Origin of the sequence: Citrobacter sp. Ce119 (assembly GCF_030334525.1) — a bacterium.
Lineage (GTDB): Bacteria > Pseudomonadota > Gammaproteobacteria > Enterobacterales > Enterobacteriaceae > Citrobacter > Citrobacter europaeus.
Genome location: NZ_JAOWDR010000057.1, coordinates 171,472 through 190,839, shown reverse-complemented (window position 1 = coordinate 190,839; position 19,368 = coordinate 171,472). Strand labels below are relative to the sequence as shown.

At 53.7% G+C, this 19,368-nt stretch carries 15 protein-coding genes; 11 read left to right on the top strand and 4 right to left on the bottom strand.

Translation table 11 applies throughout. From position 1 onward, the window contains the following. The first annotated feature begins 172 nt into the window (after nt 1–172). The 3 genes from ygjJ (at nt 173) to OGV80_RS16555 (ending at nt 5,849) form a co-directional block, all read left to right on the top strand. Nucleotides 173–1,234, top strand: coding sequence for a protein YgjJ (gene ygjJ, locus OGV80_RS16565; RefSeq protein WP_087052416.1), 1,062 nt, complete (start codon nt 173–175; stop codon nt 1,232–1,234). A gap of 16 nt (nt 1,235–1,250) precedes the next feature. Next, nucleotides 1,251–3,602, top strand: coding sequence for an alpha-glucosidase (ygjK, locus tag OGV80_RS16560; protein WP_087052415.1), 2,352 nt, complete (start codon nt 1,251–1,253; stop codon nt 3,600–3,602). 228 nt (nt 3,603–3,830) lie between these two features. Further along, nucleotides 3,831–5,849: an oxidoreductase gene (locus tag OGV80_RS16555; RefSeq protein WP_043017731.1), complete on the top strand. Its 2,019-nt coding sequence runs from the start codon at nt 3,831–3,833 to the stop codon at nt 5,847–5,849. Between the two features lie 53 nt (nt 5,850–5,902). Here the strand turns inward: OGV80_RS16555 and rlmG are convergent, their stop codons facing one another. Continuing rightward, nucleotides 5,903–7,039, bottom strand: a complete 1,137-nt coding sequence (rlmG, locus tag OGV80_RS16550) for a 23S rRNA (guanine(1835)-N(2))-methyltransferase RlmG (protein ID WP_043017732.1) — start codon at nt 7,037–7,039, stop codon at nt 5,903–5,905. Nucleotides 7,040–7,241: 202 nt separating this feature from the next. On the opposite strand from rlmG, the gene OGV80_RS16545 reads away from it, so the two are divergent. The 4 genes from OGV80_RS16545 to sstT all read left to right on the top strand — a co-directional run bounded on the left by OGV80_RS16545 (nt 7,242) and on the right by sstT (nt 11,539). Continuing rightward, on the top strand, nt 7,242–7,742 hold the full coding sequence (locus OGV80_RS16545; protein WP_016154609.1) for a M48 metallopeptidase family protein: 501 nt from the start codon (nt 7,242–7,244) through the stop codon (nt 7,740–7,742). A 72-nt stretch (nt 7,743–7,814) separates the two neighbouring features. Further along, complete coding sequence (locus OGV80_RS16540; RefSeq protein ID WP_087052414.1) at nt 7,815–8,813, top strand: Gfo/Idh/MocA family protein; 999 nt, start codon at nt 7,815–7,817, stop codon at nt 8,811–8,813. A gap of 271 nt (nt 8,814–9,084) precedes the next feature. Then, nucleotides 9,085–10,053: a TerC family protein gene (locus tag OGV80_RS16535; RefSeq protein ID WP_043018010.1), complete on the top strand. Its 969-nt coding sequence runs from the start codon at nt 9,085–9,087 to the stop codon at nt 10,051–10,053. A 241-nt stretch (nt 10,054–10,294) separates the two neighbouring features. Next, a complete protein-coding gene (gene sstT, locus OGV80_RS16530) occupies nt 10,295–11,539 on the top strand; it encodes a serine/threonine transporter SstT (protein ID WP_080626064.1) in 1,245 nt (414 codons plus the stop codon). Nucleotides 11,540–11,555: 16 nt separating this feature from the next. Here sstT and OGV80_RS16525 read toward each other — a convergent pair whose 3' ends face one another. The 3 genes from OGV80_RS16525 to uxaC all read right to left on the bottom strand — a co-directional run bounded on the left by OGV80_RS16525 (nt 11,556) and on the right by uxaC (nt 15,280). Then, nucleotides 11,556–12,110 (bottom strand): YgjV family protein, encoded by a 555-nt coding sequence (locus tag OGV80_RS16525; RefSeq protein WP_043017735.1) that lies wholly within the window; start codon nt 12,108–12,110, stop codon nt 11,556–11,558. A gap of 108 nt (nt 12,111–12,218) precedes the next feature. Beyond that, complete coding sequence (locus OGV80_RS16520) at nt 12,219–13,706, bottom strand: UxaA family hydrolase (protein ID WP_047408444.1); 1,488 nt, start codon at nt 13,704–13,706, stop codon at nt 12,219–12,221. Nucleotides 13,707–13,867: 161 nt separating this feature from the next. After that, nucleotides 13,868–15,280 (bottom strand): glucuronate isomerase, encoded by a 1,413-nt coding sequence (uxaC, locus tag OGV80_RS16515; RefSeq protein ID WP_047408441.1) that lies wholly within the window; start codon nt 15,278–15,280, stop codon nt 13,868–13,870. A 473-nt stretch (nt 15,281–15,753) separates the two neighbouring features. Between uxaC and OGV80_RS16510 the strand changes: the two genes are divergently transcribed. The 4 genes from OGV80_RS16510 (at nt 15,754) to mzrA (ending at nt 19,364) form a co-directional block, all read left to right on the top strand. Beyond that, on the top strand, nt 15,754–17,055 hold the full coding sequence (locus tag OGV80_RS16510) for an MFS transporter (protein ID WP_047408439.1): 1,302 nt from the start codon (nt 15,754–15,756) through the stop codon (nt 17,053–17,055). 134 nt (nt 17,056–17,189) lie between these two features. Then, nucleotides 17,190–17,966, top strand: coding sequence for a transcriptional regulator ExuR (gene exuR, locus OGV80_RS16505; RefSeq protein ID WP_006687952.1), 777 nt, complete (start codon nt 17,190–17,192; stop codon nt 17,964–17,966). Between the two features lie 348 nt (nt 17,967–18,314). Next, the gene (gene yqjA, locus OGV80_RS16500; protein ID WP_003024820.1) at nt 18,315–18,977 is read left to right on the top strand and encodes a DedA family general envelope maintenance protein YqjA; all 663 of its coding nucleotides are present in this window, start codon (nt 18,315–18,317) and stop codon (nt 18,975–18,977) included. Nucleotides 18,978–18,995: 18 nt separating this feature from the next. Beyond that, nucleotides 18,996–19,364: an EnvZ/OmpR regulon moderator MzrA gene (gene mzrA / locus OGV80_RS16495; protein ID WP_029139667.1), complete on the top strand. Its 369-nt coding sequence runs from the start codon at nt 18,996–18,998 to the stop codon at nt 19,362–19,364. The last annotated feature ends 4 nt before the right edge of the window (nt 19,365–19,368 follow it).

Below are 19,368 nucleotides of genomic sequence, written 5' to 3'. Positions count from 1 at the left end.
AGGCTATAACCAAAATAATTCGAGTTGCATGAAGGCGGCAAGTGAGTGAATTCCCAGGAGCATAGATAACTATGTGACTGGGGTGAACGAACGTAGCTAACGCACATGCAGCTTGAAGTATGACGGGTATATAACAATAAAAATTATCTTTTATTTGGCTTAGGATCGAAGCATGAAAAACATTAGCCTCTGTTGCAGGGCAATTCTTGCCCTGCCCTTTTTCTGCATCTCCTCTCTGGGTGCAGAAGAAGTTCGCCCTGCAGAACACGACGACACGAAAACGCCCGAAATATCTTCCCCGTCATTTCGTTTTTATGGCGAATTGGGCATGGGTGGATATATGGATTTAGAAGGAAAAGATAAACATAAGTACAGCGATGGTACCTATATAGAAGGTGGCCTGGAGATAAAACACGGCTCGTGGTTTGGTCTGATCTACGGCGAGGGCTGGACCGTACAAGCGGACCATCAGGGCAATGCCTGGGTTCCTGACCATAGCTGGGGCGGATTCGAAGGCGGGATCAACCGCTTTTACGGTGGTTACCGCACCGATGATGGCACGGAGCTGATGCTCAGCCTGCGCCAGGACTCTTCGCTGGATGACCTGCAATGGTGGGGGGATTTCACTCCAGACCTGGGCTACGTCATTCCTAATACCCGCGACATCATGACCGCCATTAAAGTGCAAAACCTGACCGGTCCTTTGCGCTACAGCGTGACCGCGACGCCCGCCGGACACCACGACGAGAGCAAAGCCTGGCTGCACTTTGGTAAATACGATCGCTACGACGATAAATATACCTATCCGGCCATGATGAACGGCTACATCCAGTACGATCTGATCGAAGGCGTAACCTGGATGAACGGCCTGGAGATAACGGATGGTACCGGACAGTTGTTCCTGACCGGTATCCTCTCGCCCAACTTCGCCGCCCGCGCCTGGCACCACACGGGCCGCGCCGACGGGCTGGATGTGCCCGGCACCGAGACCGGCTTTATGGTCAGCGCGATGTATGAAGCACTAAAAGGCGTTTACCTCTCCACCGCTTATAGTTACGCCAAACACCGACCGGATAGCTATGAGGACGAAACCACTTCCTTTATGCAGTTCGGTATCTGGTATGAATACGGCGGCGGACGTTTCGCTACCGCCTTCGACAGCCGGTTCTATATGCAGAATGCATCTGGCGACCCGAGCGACCAAATCTTCCTGATGCAATATTTCTATTGGTAACAAGGACCGGAACACCATGAACATGAAACCTCTTCTTACGCCGCTGGCCTGCATCCTGCTGATGAACGTCTCCGCGCATGCCGCCACTGCTGACGACTTTAAAAACATCATTAATCGCACCGGTGCGCCGGGCTACATGCATGACTACGATCACGACGACCACCAGCGCTTTAATCCCTTTTTCGATCTTGGCGCCTGGCACGGTCATTTGCTGCCGGACGGTCCCGCCACGATGGGCGGCTTTCCGGGCGTGGCATTGCTGACCGAAGAATACATCAATTTTATGGCCAATAATTTTGACCGTCTGACGGTGTACCAGCACGGTAAAAAGGTCGATTTCGCACCTGAGGCCTACAGCATTCCGGGCGCGCTGGTGCAAAAGCTGTCATCTAAGCATGTGCAAATAGAGATGACGCTGCGTTTTGCCAGTCCCCGCACCTCGCTGCTGGAAACCAAAATCACCAGCGACACGCCGCTGGATCTGGTGTGGGACGGCGACCTGCTATCGAAGCTGGAAGCCAAAGAGGGAAAAGCGCTGTCAGATAAAACCATTGATGGCGAATTCCCTGGCTATCAGCGCAAAATCACCGCCACACACGATGGCCTGAAAGTCACCTTCGGCAAAGTGCGCTCAACCTGGGATCTGCTCACCTCCGGTGAGTCGGAGTATCAGGTGCATAAATCTGTCGCCATGAAAACGATGGTTAACGGTCATCGCTTCATGGGGAAGGCCCATATCAAAGGTTCAACCACTTTCTACACCACCTATTCTCATCTGCTTACCGCCGAGGATGTGGCGAAAGAGCAGCCGCAGATCCGCGATATTCTGGCTCGCCCGGCCTGGTATCTTGCGGCATCGCAAAAGCGCTGGGCAGATTATCTGCAAAAAGGCTTAACCAACCCGGATGCCACAACGGAACAAACCCGGGTCGCGGTTAAAGCTATTGAAACGCTGAACGGCAACTGGCGCTCGCCAGGCGGGGCGGTAAAACACAATACCGTGACGCCTTCGGTCACCGGCCGCTGGTTCTCCGGCAACCAAACCTGGCCGTGGGACACCTGGAAGCAGGCCTTCGCCATGGCGCACTTTAACCCGGATATCGCCAAAGAGAACATTCGCGCCGTCTTTTCATGGCAGGTTAAACCTGGCGATCCGGTTCGTGCGCAGGATGCCGGATTCCTTCCCGACCTGATTGCCTGGAATCTCAGCCCGGAACGCGGCGGCGACGGCGGTAACTGGAACGAGCGCAACACCAAACCCAGCCTGGCGGCCTGGTCGGTGATGGAGGTTTACAACGTCACCAAAGACAAGGCCTGGCTCGAAGAGATGTATCCAAAACTGGTGGCGTATCACGACTGGTGGCTGCGTAACCGCGATCACAACGGCAACGGCGTGCCGGAATACGGCGCTACGCGCGATAAAGCCCACAATACCGACAGCGGTGAAATGCTGTTTACGGTGAAAAAAGGCGACAAGGAAGAAACCCTCTTTGGACTGAACAACTACGCCGCCGTGATCGATAAAGGCCAGTATGACAGCCTGGAGATCCCGGCACAGGTTGCCGCCTCGTGGGAGTCCGGTCGTGATGATGCGGCAGTATTCGGTTTTATCGATAAAGATCAACTGGATAAATATGTCGCGAGCGGTGGAAAACGCAGCGACTGGGTGGTGAAATTTGCCGAAAACCGCAGTAAAGACGGTAAGTTGCTGGGTTACTCGCTAATGCAGGAGTCGGTGGATCAGGCCAGCTACATGTACAGCGACAACCATTATCTGGCGCAGATGGCGACCCTGCTAGGTAAACACCAGGAGGCGCAGCGCTACCGCCAGTTGGCGCAAAATCTCGCGGATTACATCAATACCTGTATGTTCGACCCTGACACCCAATTCTTCTATGACGTCAGGATCGAAGATACCCCGCTGGCAAACGGCTGTGCAGGTAAACCGATCGTCGAACGCGGCAAAGGGCCGGAAGGCTGGTCGCCGCTGTTTAACGGTGCGGCGACGCAGACCCATGCGGATGCGGTGGTTAAGGTGATGCTCGACCCCAAAGAGTTCAACACCTTTGTCCCGCTTGGCACGGCGGCGTTGACCAACCCGGCTTTCGGCGCGGATATATACTGGCGCGGGCGCGTCTGGGTGGATCAGTTCTGGTTCGGGCTAAAAGGGATGGAGCGTTACGGCTATCGCGATGAAGCGTTAAAACTGGCGGATACCTTCTTCAGCCACGCCAAAGGCCTGACCGCAGACGGTCCGATTCAGGAAAACTATAACCCATTGACCGGCGCACAACAGGGCGCACCGAACTTCTCCTGGAGCGCGGCGCATCTCTATATGCTGTATAACGATTTTCTTAAAAAACAGTAATCGGTAGCATTTTGCCGGATGACGTTTCGCTCATCCGGCCCAAAAGACACATTTTCACCGGCCGGGTTAGGTGCTTGCACCGACATTCGGCAAATTCATTCTCTGCTCCCACTCCTTTTTTGAATCCCATCACAATCACGGCATTCCCCTTTTCCCTTTTACGCGGTGACGGCTAAATTATTAACTCATCCGACCACATAACAATAATTTTACATACTGGACACCTTTATGAGCTATCCGTCGCTGTTCGCCCCGCTCGATTTAGGCTTCACCACGCTTAAAAACCGCGTGCTGATGGGTTCAATGCATACCGGGCTGGAGGAGTATCCCGACGGCGCCCAACGGCTGGCCGCGTTCTACGCCGAACGCGCTCGTCACGGTGTGGCTCTGATTGTGAGCGGAGGCATTGCGCCTGCGCTTTCCGGCGTAGGGATGGAAGGTGGCGCGATGCTCAACGACACCAGCCAGCTTGCACACCATCGTGTCATTACCGACGCCGTGCATGATGAAGGCGGCAAAATCGCCCTGCAAATTCTGCATACCGGGCGTTACAGCTACCAGCCGCATCTGGTGGCGCCTTCTGCCATTCAGGCGCCAATCAACCGCTTTACGCCGCATGAACTGACGCACGACGAAGTGCTGCAGTTGATTGAAGATTTTGCCCACTGCGCACAGCTGGCACGGGAAGCGGGCTACGATGGCGTAGAAGTGATGGGTTCGGAAGGGTATCTCATCAACGAATTCCTGACTCTGCGTACCAACCAGCGCGATGACCAATGGGGCGGTGAGTATGCCAACCGCATGCGTTTTGCCGTTGAGGTGGTGCGAGCGGTACGCCAGCGTGCCGGGAATGACTTTATTATTATCTTCCGCCTGTCGATGCTCGATCTGGTGGAAAACGGTGGAACCTTCGACGAAACCGTCCAGTTGGCGCAGGCTATAGAAGCCGCCGGGGCCACCATTATTAACACCGGTATTGGCTGGCATGAGGCGCGTATTCCCACTATCGCTACCCCGGTACCGCGCGGCGCGTTTAGTTGGGTGACGCGTAAGCTGAAAGGGCATGTGACGATCCCACTGGTCACCACCAACCGCATTAACGACCCCCAGGTCGCCGATGACATTCTGGCCCGTGGCGACGCCGATATGGTGTCGATGGCCCGTCCGTTCCTCGCCGATGCCGAACTGCTGTCAAAAGCGCAGACCGGACGAGCAGATGAGATCAACACCTGTATCGGCTGTAACCAGGCCTGTCTCGATCAGATCTTCGTCGGCAAAGTCACCTCTTGTCTGGTGAATCCGCGAGCCTGCCATGAAACCAAAATGCCGATCGTTGCGGCAACTGTGCAGAAAAATCTGGCGGTTGTCGGCGCAGGCCCTGCCGGCCTCGCCTTCGCTATTAATGCTGCTGCACGCGGACATCACGTCACGCTGTTTGACGCGCATGGCGAGATTGGCGGGCAGTTTAATATCGCCAAACAGATCCCCGGCAAAGAAGAATTCTATGAAACCCTGCGCTACTACCGCCGGATGATCGACGTGACTGGCGTGACGCTAAAGCTGAATCACTTTGTCAGCGCACGCGATCTGCACACCTTCGACGAAGTGATCCTTGCCAGCGGGATCGAGCCGCGCATGCCGCCGATCGAGGGAATCGAACATCCTAAAGTGCTGAGCTATCTCGACGTCCTGCGCGATAAAACGCCAGTGGGCAAACGCGTGGCAATCGTTGGATGCGGCGGGATCGGTTTCGATACTGCCATGTATCTGAGCCAGCCCGGCGATCCCACCAGCCAGAACATTGCGGAGTTCTGCGTGGAATGGGGGATCGACACCAGCCTGCAACAGCCTGGCGGTTTACGCCCGGAAGGTCCGCACTTATCCCGCAGCCCGCGCCAGATAGTGATGCTGCAGCGCAAAGCCAGCAAACCGGGACAAGGTTTAGGTAAAACGACGGGGTGGATCCATCGCACCACCCTGCTCTCACGCGGCGTAAAAATGATCCCTGCAGTCAGTTATCAGAAGATTGATGATGATGGGTTACACGTCGTGCTGAACGGTGAACCGGTGATCTTTAACGTGGATAACGTGGTGATTTGCGCCGGACAAGAGCCGCGCCGTGAGCTGGTCGATCCGCTCCATGCGGCAGGTAAAACGGTGCATCTGATCGGCGGCTGCGATGTGGCGATGGAACTGGATGCCCGACGTGCTATTGCGCAAGGCACCCGACTGGCGCTGGAAATTTAACAGGATGTAATTCGTAGGCCGGATAAGGCGTTAGCCGCCATCCGGCATCCCTGTTAGCGACGACGACCGGTTTTAACCGCCTTCAGCACCACAAATTTATTATTGGTGGCAATGGTTACGCAGTTGCCGAAAATCTTCTTCAGCTTGTGGAAGTAGTCGAGGTGACGGTTAGCCACAATGTACAGCTCACCGTTGATTTTCAGGCAGCGGCGGGCGTGGTGGAACATCTCCCAGGCAATGTTATCCGTCAGCGCGTGCTTTTGATGGAACGGAGGGTTGCACAGCACGGCGTTAAAGCGGAACGGTTCGACGCCAGACAGCGCGTTGTTGATCATAAACTCGCAGCGATCCAGCGCTTCAGGCATGTTACTTTCCACGTTCAAACGGCTTGAAGCCACCGCCATCGGCGATTCATCAACAAATACCACGCTGGCTTCCGGGTTCTTCGCCAGCAGCGTCATACCGATAACGCCGTTACCGCAGCCGAGATCCACAATCTCCCCCTCGAGGTTTTCCGGCAGATGCTCGATAAAAAAGCGCGCGCCGATATCCAGCCCGGTACGGGAGAAGACGTTAGCGTGGTTATGGATAGTCCAGTCGGTACCTTCCAGCTTCCAGCTCAGCGTTTGCGAGGCAGCGGCCAGCTCAGGTTTGCTGAACGTACAGTTGATTAGACGCGCTTTTTTCCACGCCAGCGTCGTGGTGGTTGGACCCAGCACTTTTTCAAACAGTTCCAGCGTCGAGGTATGCACATCACGCGCTTTTGCCCCGGCGATAATGCGCGTTTGCGGCGTTACCACTTCGCGCAGCGCGCGCAGTTGCTGCTCCAGCAGCGCCATGGTTTTTGGCAGCTTTATCAGCACCACGCCCGGCGCCTGCGGATACTCCGCGGTGCTGTCGAGGAATTTGACGCTCGACTCGGCAATATCGTTGTGGCGCAGGTTCTCGCGTGTGGCAAGCTCGCTGAGATAGGAGTCGCCAATGCTGTACGGCGTATGTTCCGCCAGCGCACAGCCCAGCGCGCCGAAGGTATCATTCAGGATCAGCACCGGGCCGCTAATCTCGGTATCGTCCAGCTGTTGCAGCAGATATTCATCCGCCGCTTCCCACGCCAGCAGCGGGTTAACGTCGTCCGTTTCCGGGAAACGTTTAAGTGTCAGTGAACGGAAACCGTTGTCTGTGTGGCTCATCGGCCCTCCTGAATGGTAAAATTTCGGCGTATCCCTGAAAAGGGTGCGTGAGTATACAACATTTTGAATACACAAAATCATTCAAGTTGCATCAAGGCGGCAAGTGAGTGAATCCCCGGGAGCGTACATTTAGTACGTGACTGGGGTGCGCGAACGCAGCCAACACAGAGGCAGCTTGAAGGATGAAGTGGATGGGACATGAATGAACCAACTAACTTACCTCCAGGGCTATCCGGAACATTTGCTTTCTCAGGTGAGAACGCTGATAGCTGAACAGCGCCTGGGCGCAGTGCTGGAAAAACGCTATCCGGGCACCCACGATTTCGCCACCGACAAAGCGCTCTGGCAATATACGCAGGATCTGAAAAATCAGTTTCTGCGCAATGCCCCGCCGCTGAATAAAGTCATGTATGACAGCAAGATCCACGTTCTGAAGAATGCGTTGGGGCTGCATACCGCCGTTTCTCGCGTGCAGGGCGGTAAGCTCAAAGCCAAAGCGGAGATCCGCGTCGCCACCGTCTTTCGCAATGCCCCGGAACCCTTTTTGCGTATGATCGTCGTTCATGAACTGGCGCATCTGAAAGAAAAAGAGCACGACAAAGCGTTTTACCAGCTGTGCTGTCATATGGAACCTCAGTACCATCAACTGGAGTTCGATACCCGCCTGTGGTTAACGCAACAATCGTTAAAGCAAACTGCGTAGTCGCGCACTGGCTTTGTCTTCAGGGCATGCTAAATTGACGAAAGAATCCCTTTTCGCAGCCTGAAGGCCTTTATGATACGTTTTGCAGTAATTGGCACAAACTGGATCACTCGCCAGTTTGTCGATGCCGCCCATGAAACCGGCAAATATAAGTTAACCGCAGTTTATTCCCGTAGCCTTGAGCAGGCGCAGACCTTCGCCAACGATTACCCCGTCGAACATCTGTTTACTTCGCTGGAAGCGATGGCGCAAAGCGAGGCAATCGACGCTGTCTACATCGCCAGCCCAAACTCCCTGCACTTCCCGCAGACCGAGCTGTTTTTGCGGCATAAAAAACATGTTATTTGCGAAAAGCCGCTGGCCTCAAACCTGACGCAAGCCGAAGCCGCTATCGCCTGCGCGCGCGAAAATCAGGTTGTACTGTTTGAAGCGTTTAAGACCGCCAGCCTGCCTAACTTCCTGCTGTTGCAGCAATCGCTCCCCAAAGTTGGAAGAATCAGGAAAGCGTTTATCAATTACTGCCAGTACTCCTCGCGTTACCAGCGCTATCTGGACGGTGAAAATCCGAACACGTTTAATCTGGCATTCTCCAATGGCTCGATTATGGATATCGGTTTTTACTGCCTGGCCTCGGCGGTTGCGCTGTGGGGCGAGCCGCAGAGCGTTCAGGCCAGCGCCAGCCTGCTGGAAAGCGGCGTGGACGCTCACGGCGTGGTGGTGCTGAATTACGGTGATTTCAGCGTTACGCTCCAGCACTCAAAAGTAAGCGACTCGGTATTAGCCAGTGAAATTCAGGGCGAGTCGGGATCGTTGGTCATCGAGCATATCTCCGAGTGTCAGAAAGTGTGTTTCGTTCCTCGCGGGGGGAAAACGCAGGATCTGACGACGCCTCAACACATCAATACTATGCTGTATGAGGCAGAGGCTTTTGCTCATTTGGTTGAATCCGGCGAAGTGGATCACCCGGCACTGACCGTCAGTCGTATCACCGCCAAACTGCAAACGGAGATTCGCCGCCAGACCGGCGTGATTTTTCCGGCAGACGAAGCGGTAGCATCGCTGACTGCGTAAAGGTGTGTAAAACGAATGTTGCAGGCCATTGACTGAATGCATGGCCTGTAATATTTTGTAACCCGCAAAGGGGAGTAACTTCGTTGTCGGTTGATCGTCATTACGATGTGTGAAAAACCACATCCGGTCGCCGGGCGATAACAAAGGAATACGCCATCGTATTCCTTTGTTGTTGTAAGTGAGACCTTGCCGAATGGCAAGGTCTATGCATAAAAAGCAGCGGCTAATGCCATTCGGCGTTGGCCGTTTTTTTTATGCATGGGGAAATACAATGAATACTGTCGGCACACCGTTGTTATGGGGTGGCTTCGCTGTCGTGGTGGTTATTATGCTGGCCATCGACCTGCTGTTACAGGGTCGTCGTGGCGCGCATACGATGTCGATGAAGCAGGCTGCGGCCTGGTCAATCGTCTGGGTAACGCTGTCGTTACTGTTTAACGCCGCCTTCTGGTGGTACCTGGCCCAAACCCAGGGCCGCGCCGTTGCCGACCCGCAGGCGCTGGCGTTCCTTACCGGCTATTTGATCGAAAAATCGCTGGCGGTAGATAACGTCTTTGTCTGGTTAATGCTGTTCAGCTACTTCTCCGTACCGCCTGCGTTGCAGCGTCGGGTGCTGGTGTATGGCGTGTTGGGCGCGATTGTTCTGCGTACGATCATGATCTTCGCCGGCAGTTGGCTTATCACCCAGTTTGAGTGGTTGTTGTACGTGTTCGGCGCATTCCTGTTGTTTACCGGCGTGAAGATGGCGCTGGCGAAAGAAGATGCCTCCGGTATTGGCGACAGACCGTTAGTACGCTGGCTGCGCGGCCATTTACGCATGACCGATACCATCGAAGATGAAAAATTCTTTGTGCGTAAAAACGGCCTGCTGTTTGTCACGCCGCTGATGCTGGTGTTGATTCTGGTTGAACTGAGCGACGTTATTTTTGCCGTCGACAGTATCCCGGCTATCTTTGCCGTCACCACCGACCCGTTCATCGTGTTGACCTCGAACCTGTTTGCTATTTTGGGTCTGCGCGCGATGTACTTCCTGCTGGCAGGCGTGGCGGAGCGTTTCTCCATGCTGAAGTACGGTTTGTCGGTCATTCTGGTATTTATCGGTATTAAGATGCTGATCGTCGATTTCTACCATATCCCGATCGCTATCTCGTTAGGCGTAGTATTTGGCATTCTGTTTGTGACGCTGATTGTGAATGCGTGGGTCAACCACCAGCACGATAAAAAGCAGCAAATTCAGTAAGTTTCATCTGCTAGCTGAAAAGCCCGACAGCACACTGCGTGCGTCGGGCTTTTTGTTTATCATGTCAAAATAATGTTAATCCAAAGTTATAAAATATGATCTCAACGCGGAATCCAGGATATTTATCTTCCCGAACCCCGTACTTTCCTTATACTCAGCCATGCAAACATTTGCCCATCCTGAAAGATGCGTCTACAGAACGCACAAAGGTAAGGCAACAACACAATGAAAGGATCACTACATGACTACGCAACGTTCATCGGGGCTACTCTCGCGTTTGGCGCAAGGGAGCCTGGTTAAACAAATTTTGATCGGTTTGGTACTGGGGATTTTACTGGCACTGGTGTCAAAACCTGCGGCAGAAGCCGTTGGTTTGCTGGGTACGCTGTTCGTCGGCGCATTAAAAGCTGTCGCGCCAATTCTGGTTTTGATGCTGGTGATGGCTTCTATCGCCAACCACCAGCACGGGCAAAAAACTAATATCCGCCCAATCCTGTTCCTCTATCTGCTCGGAACATTTTCCGCAGCGTTAGCAGCCGTTGTCTTCAGTTTCGCCTTCCCATCCACACTGCATCTTTCCAGTAGCGCCGGTGATATTGTGCCGCCGTCTGGTATCGTCGAAGTGATGCGCAGCCTGCTGATGAGCATGGTTTCTAACCCAATTGATGCCCTGCTTAACGCCAACTATATCGGTATTCTGGTATGGGCCGTCGGTTTGGGCTTTGCGCTGCGCCACGGCAATGAAACGACCAAAAACCTGGTTAATGATATGTCCAACGCCGTCACCTTTATGGTAAGGCTGGTGATTCGTTTCGCGCCGATCGGGATCTTCGGCCTGGTTTCCTCCACGCTGGCAACCACCGGTTTTGCCACGCTTTGGGGCTACGCTCAACTGCTGGCCGTGCTGGTAGGTTGTATGCTGCTGGTGGCGTTGGTAATCAACCCGCTGCTGGTATTCTGGAAAATTCGCCGTAACCCGTATCCGCTGGTGCTGGCTTGTCTGCGCGAAAGCGGCGTGTACGCTTTCTTTACCCGCAGTTCCGCGGCAAATATTCCGGTGAATATGGCGCTGTGTGAGAAGCTGAATCTGGATCGTGATACCTATTCGGTCTCTATCCCGTTGGGCGCCACCATCAATATGGCAGGCGCGGCGATCACCATTACCGTGCTGACGCTGGCGGCGGTGAATACGCTGGGTATTCCGGTCGATTTACCGACGGCGCTGTTACTGAGCGTGGTGGCTTCGCTGTGCGCCTGCGGCGCATCGGGCGTGGCGGGGGGTTCTCTGCTTCTGATCCCACTGGCGTGTAATATGTTCGGTATCCCGAACGACATCGCCATGCAGGTTGTTGCCGTTGGCTTTATCATCGGCGTATTGCAGGATTCCTGTGAAACGGCGCTGAACTCTTCGACAGACGTCCTGTTTACCGCTGCGGCCTGCCAGGCTGAAGACGAGCGTCTGGCAAATAACGCCCTGCGCGGCTAATCTCCGCTCCCCTCCGTCATCGGGCGGAGGGGTTCTCTTCTTGTACGCTTTTTTCTATTTTGAATGGATCAATGCCGCGTTTTTGCATCCGCCGGAAGCGAATAATGTTCAGGCCGTTCATCACCAGAAAGCTACCTTCGATCATCGTCCCGCCAATCGACCCTAACCAAAAATTATGGATAACCCAGCAGGCGGTTGCGCACCACATTACGCAGCGCACGGTTAACCCCTGGCAGCGAAACAGCGCCCAGGTGCTGGCCAGCGTGCCGATTATCGGCAACAGTTCCATCGCATGCTGTAATTTCGCCAGCCCGAGAACCAGGGTGAGGATAATAAAAACGGTCATTACCCACAGTTTGCGGGTATGCATCGAGACGAGTGTGCGGATGGTGTTAAGCTCGGCACTCATTCCTGCAGGCCAGGCGCCCATCAGGAAAAAATGCACGCCAATGGTGGCGCTATAGACGGCGAGTTGCAGCCGGAACCGGCGCTCATCGCGATTGAAAAAGGTGGTAATGCCGATCAGAAAGGCGATGACACCTACGCCCTGGGCCAGCCAATACGCGGTCATGCAAGCAACCCCAATTCTATCTCGTAGGCCGGATAAGGCGAGTTCGCCACCATCCGGCAACGGTTTGTGCCTGATGGCGCTGCGCTTATCAGGCCTACGTCTTTACAATTAAAGTGTTACGCCGCTTTTAAATATCGCTAACTCTCTAAAATCATTCCGCTCGTTGCAGGTTTGCTTGCCGTTAGCGAAATCGACGATGGTATCGACAAATTCTTCCAGTAACTGCGGCATCGCTTTGCCGTGGATCAGCTGTCCGGCGTCAAAATCGATCCAGTGCTTTTTCTTCGCTGCCAGTTCGCTGTTGGTGGCAATTTTCACCGTCGGCACAAAACCGCCGTACGGCGTACCGCGACCGGTACTGAACAGCACCATATGACATCCCGCGCCCGCGAGGGCACTGGTCGCGACAGCATCGTTGCCCGGCGCGCTCAGCAGGTTCAGGCCGTGCGTCTTCAGGCGTTCGCCATAGCGCAGTACGTCCACCACCTGGCTGGATCCCGCTTTTTGCGTGCAGCCCAGAGATTTGTCTTCCAGCGTGGTGATACCGCCCGCTTTGTTGCCCGGGGATGGATTCTCGTAAATCGGTTGGTCGTGGGCAATGAAGTACTGCTTGAAGTCATTGACCATGGTAACCAGCTTGCCAAACGTTTCTTCGTCACGGCAGTGGTCCATCAGCAACTGCTCGGCGCCGAACATTTCCGGCACTTCGGTCAGCACGGTGGTACCGCCGTTGGCAATCACGTAGTCCGAAAAACGGCCCAGCATCGGGTTGGCGGTAATACCGGACAGGCCGTCAGAGCCGCCGCATTCCAGACCAAACTTCAGCTCGCCCAGTTTACCTGGCTCACGCTTGTCGTTACGCATCACGTTGTACAACTGATGAAGATGTTCAATCCCCGCTTCCACTTCGTCTTCCTGATGTTGGCAGACCATGAAGTGAACGCGCTCAGGATCGTACCCACCTAAGGTTTCACGGAAGGCATCAACCTGGTTGTTTTCACAACCAAGGCCCACCACCAGCACCGCACCCGCATTCGGGTGACGCACCATGTTTTGCAGCATCGTGCGGGTGTTAATGTGGTCGTCGCCCAGTTGCGAACAGCCGTAGGTGTGGCTGAAGAGATGCACGCCGTCAATACCTTCGGCATCGTTGGTCTCTTTCAGAAAACGGTTCTGCATCTGACGCGCCATGGCGTTGACGCAGCCTACCGTCGGTAGGATCCACAGTTCGTTACGTACCCCGACATCACCGTTCGCGCGGCGATAAATCTGTACATCGCGATCCGCCGGTTGGGCAACTTCCGCCTGAAAATCAGGGTGGTAGCTATACGTGTCCAGGTCGCTCAGATTCGTGCGCGTGTTGTGGGCATGAATATGCTCACCCGCCGCAACGTCCACCAGCGTATGGCCAATTGGCAAACCGTATTTAATGACGTTTTCGCCTTTCGCAATATCGCGCAAAGCGAATTTATGGCCACGAGAGACCGCCTGACGCAGGGTTACCGCCTGCCCATCAACGGTGACTTCGGTTCCTTCAGCCAAATCAGCGAGCGCTACCACGACGTTATCCAGCGCATGGATCTTGATGTATTGCATATCAATCCCGGACCTTAGAGCCTATTTCAGTAGGCGTATATTGTCGCAGCCCGTTTGGACACGGACAGCGCGCAAAAACCGGAGCGTACACGTAGTACGTGAGGATTTTGAGCACTGCCCAGGTTCAAACTGGCAAGTAAAATAGCCTAATGGATAGGCTCTTAGTTCAGTTCAATGGCGAAGTAATCACGCGCATTGTTAAAGCAAATATTTCTGACCATTTCGCCCAGCAACTGGATATCTGCCGGTGCTTCACCTGCAGCAACCCAACGGCCAATCATCTGGCACAGGATACGACGGAAGTATTCATGGCGCGTGTATGACAGGAAGCTACGGCTATCGGTCAGCATGCCGACAAAACGGCTCAGCAGGCCAAGCTGGGCCAGTTGCGTCATCTGACGTTCCATCCCATCTTTCTGATCGTTGAACCACCAGCCGGAACCGAACTGCATTTTGCCCGGCATACCTTCGCCCTGGAAGTTGCCGATCATGGTGCCCAGCACTTCGTTATCGCGCGGGTTCAGGCAGTACAGAATGGTTTTCGGCAGCAGGTTCTGTTCGTTCTGCTTGCTCAGCAGTTTGGACAGCTCTTCGGCCATCGGACGGTCGTTGATGGAGTCAAAGCCAACATCCGCGCCCAGCAGTTTGAACTGACGCAGGTTGTTATTACGCAGCGCGCCGATGTGGTACTGCTGTACCCATTCGCGACGCGCGTATTCTGCGCCGAGGAACACCAGTACGGCAGTTTTAAACTGGGCTACTTCATGCTCGCTCAGGGTTTCACCCGCCAGGCGGCGCGCCAGAATACTATCCAGTTCAGATTCGTTAGATTCAGCAAACAGCACCACGTCCAGCGCGTGGTCAGAGACTTTACAGCCGTGAGCCGCGAAGTGATCCAGACGTTTGGTCAGCGCGGTCTGCAGGTCTACGAAGCGACGAATGTCGGTGTCGGACACTTCGCCCAGCTTCGCCATATAGTCATTAAAGGTTGCCAGTTCGATGTTGAAAGCTTTATCCGGACGCCAGCTCGGCAGCACTTTCACATCAAAGCTTCCGTCTTTAGCAACGGCCGCGTGATGCTCCAGAGAGTCGATCGGGTCATCGGTGGTACCAACCATTTTCACGTTCATCTGCTGCATGATGCCGCGCGCGGAGAATTTATCCTGCGCCAGCAGTTCGTTGCATTGGTTCCAGATTTCGTCGGCAGTCGCAGGAGACAGCAGCTTACCTGTAATACCAAACGGACGACGTAGTTCGAGGTGGGTCCAGTGGTACAGCGGGTTACCGATGGTGTGCGGTACGGTCGCGGCCCAGGCGTCAAACTTCTCACGATCGGACGCATCGCCGGTACACAGGCGCTCAGCGACGCCATTGGTGCGCATCGCACGCCACTTATAGTGGTCGCCCTTCAGCCAGATGTCATACAGGTTATTAAAACGGTAGTTTTCAGCGATTTGTTGCGGTGGTAAATGGCAGTGGTAATCGAAGATCGGCTGGTCTTTGGCGTAATCATGATACAGACGGCGGGCAAATTCGGTGTCCAGCAGGAAATCTTCAGTCATAAACGGGGTCATTATCGTCTTCCTCTCAGCGAGTGCGTCAGATTGCTTATGTTTTGATGTTGACAAAGTTATCACACCAATTTCCATACACTGAAGATATTTTCGTGAGTTAGATCAACAAATGGTGACAAAAAAATTACTCTCAAAGAGGTAAATTACGCGTCAAGCCGCGCCAGTACTGGCTTTGCTGAATCGAAATAATGACCACACGAAGATTCACACTTTTGTGATGGCACTCACCTTTTAAAGCTGTATGACAAGTTATCTTTTGGCCGTCGCGATACATAAGCCGACGGAATGCAAATTACCGATGTATCACCATCGGATTGACCGGTACGGAAACCGAATTAGCACAATTATTGACATGGCAAAGTTCGGGGAGTGCCGGCTTTTTTTTCGGTTACCCCCTCGTAAAAGAACATCCTCCTCCCTGAACTGGAAGATGACCGCTCGTTCGCGGAAATAACAAAACGATGAGGTTTTACATGCGTAAAATTAAAGGGTTACGTTGGTACATGATCGCACTGGTGACGCTTGGCACCGTGCTGGGTTACCTGACACGTAACACTGTGGCGGCAGCTGCGCCAACTCTGATGGAAGAGTTACACATCTCCACTCAACAGTATTCCTATATCATCGCAGCGTATTCTGCTGCTTACACCGTAATGCAACCCGTTGCCGGCTATGTGCTCGATGTGCTCGGCACTAAAATTGGTTACGCGATGTTCGCCGTTCTGTGGGCCGTCTTCTGCGGCGCGACCGCATTGGCTGGCAGTTGGGGTGGACTGGCGCTGGCGCGTGGCGCGGTAGGTGCCGCTGAAGCCGCGATGATCCCCGCAGGTCTGAAAGCCAGCTCCGAATGGTTCCCGGCTAAAGAGCGTTCAATTGCCGTAGGTTACTTTAACGTGGGTTCTTCTATCGGCGCGATGATTGCTCCGCCGCTGGTCGTCTGGGCTATCGTCATGCACAGCTGGCAGATGGCATTCATTATTTCCGGTGCGCTGAGCTTCATTTGGGCGATGTCCTGGCTGGTGTTCTACAAACACCCACGCGACCAGAAAAAACTGTCTGATGAAGAACGTGATTACATTCTGAATGGTCAGGAATCACAGCATAAAAACAGTACCGCGAAGAAAATGTCCCTCGGTCAGATCCTGCGTAACCGTCAGTTCTGGGGTATCGCGCTGCCGCGTTTCCTGGCAGAGCCGGCCTGGGGTACTTTCAACGCCTGGATCCCGCTGTTCATGTTTAAAGTCTACGGCTTTAACCTGAAAGAAATTGCGATGTTTGCCTGGATGCCAATGCTGTTTGCTGACCTGGGTTGTATCGTAGGGGGTTATTTACCGCCGCTGTTCCAGCGCTGGTTCGGGGTTAACCTGATCGTTTCGCGTAAAATGGTCGTCACCATGGGCGCATTGCTGATGATTGGCCCAGGGATGATCGGCCTGTTCACCAGTCCGTACATTGCTATCGCTCTGCTGTGCATCGGCGGCTTTGCTCACCAGGCGCTTTCTGGTGCCCTGATTACGCTCTCTTCTGACGTATTTGGTCGTAATGAAGTGGCAACCGCAAACGGTCTGACCGGTATGTCCGCCTGGCTTGCAAGTACGCTGTTTGCACTGGTCGTTGGCGCGCTGGCTGACACCATCGGCTTTAGCCCGCTGTTCGCCGTACTGGCGGTATTCGACCTACTCGGCGCGTTAGTCATCTGGACGGTATTGCAGAACAAATCGGCCAGCGAGGTAGATTCGGGTTCACAAACCGGCGATCCCGCGACGCAAAATTAACCCGATGTTATTCATCAAGGGTATATAATGTGAAGCCGCCAGTTATCTGGCGGCTTTTTTGTCGCCGCGAGTGGAGCCGTATTCGCAAAAGTGGTATAACAAATATAGTCTGCCGTATCATGCCTGGAGCGCATATGGAAATCACCGAACCACGACGTTTGTACCAACAACTTGCCGCTGATCTGAAAGAACGCATTGAGCAGGGCGTCTACCTGGTGGGTGATAAACTCCCCGCCGAGCGCTTTATCGCCGATGAAAAAAATGTCAGCCGCACCGTGGTTCGTGAAGCGATCATCATGCTCGAGGTTGAGGGCTACGTTGAAGTGCGTAAAGGATCGGGGATCCACGTCATTTCGAACCAACCTAAACATTATGTCGCGCCAGATGAAAATCTGGAGTTCGCCAGCTACGGTCCTTTTGAGCTGCTCCAGGCTCGCCAGTTGATTGAGAGCAACATTGCCGAGTTTGCCGCCACTCAGGTGACCAAACAGGACATCATGAAGCTGATGGAAATTCAGGAGAAGTCGCGTAACGAAAAAAGCTTTCGTGACTCCGAGTGGGATCTCCAGTTCCATGTGCAGGTCGCGCTGGCAACGCAGAACTCCGCTCTGGCCGCGATTGTTGAAAAAATGTGGACTCAACGTATTCACAACCCCTACTGGAAGAAACTACACGACCACATCGACCTGCGTACGGTAGATAACTGGTGTGACGACCATGACCAGATCCTGCGGGCGCTGATTCGCAAAGATCCCCATGCCGCCAAGCTGGCAATGTGGCAGCACCTTGAGAACACCAAACAGATGCTGTTTAACGAAACCAGCGATGATTTTGAGTTCAATGCTGACCGTTATCTTTTTACTGAAAATCCCGTTGTTCATCTCGATACGGCGGCTAACGGCGCAAAATAAACAATCTTAGCGATGCAGGCGCGACAAAGCGCCTGTTTCTGACGCTTGGTAAGCGTTAGGTATAAAGTGTCAGCCTGTGTAAATCCTCTCGCCTCCCTCCATTGCGATAAGCAAAATCACAGTTCAACAACCGTAATTTCTATAACGGACAACGTTGACCTTTGTTACAATTAGTTGTTATTTGAATTTTTGTGTTTGAGAGCTTGCTTACTTCACAACTTTACAGGGAATAGTTCAGGCCGTGAATTTGTGTCAGACCGCGATCCATGTAAAAAACACCAATTAAATTGCGGCGTTACAAACTCCAGAAAACCGGCATGACGACAACCGATTCTCCAGGAATATTGAATGGAACTACTGACTCAATTACTGAATGCTTTATGGGCTCAGGATTTTGAAACGCTGGCCAATCCTTCCATGATTGGCATGCTCTATTTCGTACTATTTACCATTTTGTTTCTGGAAAACGGACTGCTGCCAGCAGCCTTTTTACCTGGCGACAGTCTTCTGGTACTGGTCGGCGTACTTATCGCCAAAGGCGCGATGGGTTTCCCGCAAACAGTACTGCTGCTTACCACCGCAGCCAGCCTCGGTTGCTGGCTCAGCTATATCCAGGGGCGATGGCTGGGAAATACCCGCACCGTACAAAACTGGCTGTCCCATCTGCCAGCGCATTATCATCAGCGTGCGCATCATCTGTTCCATAAGCATGGCTTGTCTGCGCTGCTGGTCGGTCGCTTTATCGCGTTTGTCAGAACACTACTGCCGACCATCGCAGGATTGTCCGGCCTGAACAATGCGCGCTTTCAGTTCTTTAACTGGATGAGCGGACTGCTTTGGGTTCTGATTCTCACAACGCTTGGCTATCTGCTGGGCAAAACGCCAGTGTTTCTCAAATATGAAGATCAGCTGATGTCTTGCCTGATGCTGCTTCCCGTGGTGTTACTGGTGTTTGGTCTGGCAGGTTCACTGGTTGTGCTTTGGAAAAAGAAATACGGGAACCGAGGGTAAATTATGCTGAAATCACGCATAACGCTCCGACGACTTGCCTGGACCACTACCTTTATGCTTTTTATTGGCGCGCTGCTCCTGACCTGGTCGGTCATCCGCCAGCAGGAGTCAACGCTTGCCATTCGTGCAGTAAATCAGGGAGCCACCATGCCTGATGGCTTCTCTATCTGGCATCACCTGGACGCCAACGGTATTCGCTTTAAAAGCATTACTCCGCAAAATGACGCGCTGCTAATCACCTTTGATTCCAGCGCGCAGAGCGCAGCCGCAAAGGTCGTGCTGGACCGAACGTTACCGCATGGTTTCGTTATTGCCCAGCAGGATGATGATAATCAGGCGGTACAGTGGTTATCCCGCTTACGTGATACCCCGCACCGTTTTGGTTAATCTC